The organism is Candidatus Bandiella numerosa, from assembly GCF_021811875.1.
GTDB lineage: Bacteria > Pseudomonadota > Alphaproteobacteria > Rickettsiales > Midichloriaceae > Aquirickettsia > Aquirickettsia numerosa_A.
In genome coordinates this window covers 1-520 of the sequence record NZ_JAJBJD010000213.1, presented here as the reverse complement: position 1 = coordinate 520, position 520 = coordinate 1, and the positions used below count along the sequence as shown (strand labels likewise).

At 35.6% G+C, this 520-nt stretch carries 1 protein-coding gene; it reads right to left on the bottom strand.

Going from position 1 to position 520, the window contains the following annotated elements:
* Positions 1 to 46: 46 nt before the first annotated feature.
* The coding region (locus tag L8D11_RS05430; protein ID WP_236870649.1) for a DDE-type integrase/transposase/recombinase at positions 47 to 520 on the bottom strand (474 nt) is incomplete at its 5' end.

The following is a 520-nucleotide window of genomic DNA, read 5'->3' as shown; positions in this document are numbered from 1 at the left end:
CAAGTTAATGGAAATATGGCCGCAACACAACCCTGACCCTTAAATTTTAGGCAGCAGCTATCTCTTGGATAGCTTCATCCCAAATAAATTTAGCTTTTTGAAAATTCTCTCTTTGGATATTAGCTGCGTTAGTATATCTTCCTATATCAACTGCAAATATATTTCTTACTTTCCCCATTAATGACAGGGTTTGTTGTACTCCCCAGGGTGATTTGAACTTAATCAAGCATTTTTCCTTTCTTCGTGTGGGCTGATGTGCATTTTCTACACGATTATTCAGTCTTTTATGACTTCTATGTTCTGTTTTAGGGCACATCACCTTAATTGGCTTGATATAACTCTTTAATTTATCTGTAACAATTACTCTTGGCACTGGATATGATTGTATCAATCTTGATAAAAAGCGTATTGCTGACTTTTTATTACGCCGCTTCTGTAAAAATACATCTAGCTCATATCCCTCTGAGTCTACAGCTCTCCATAGTATAAAATATTCTCCATTTACTTTCATTGCCATCTC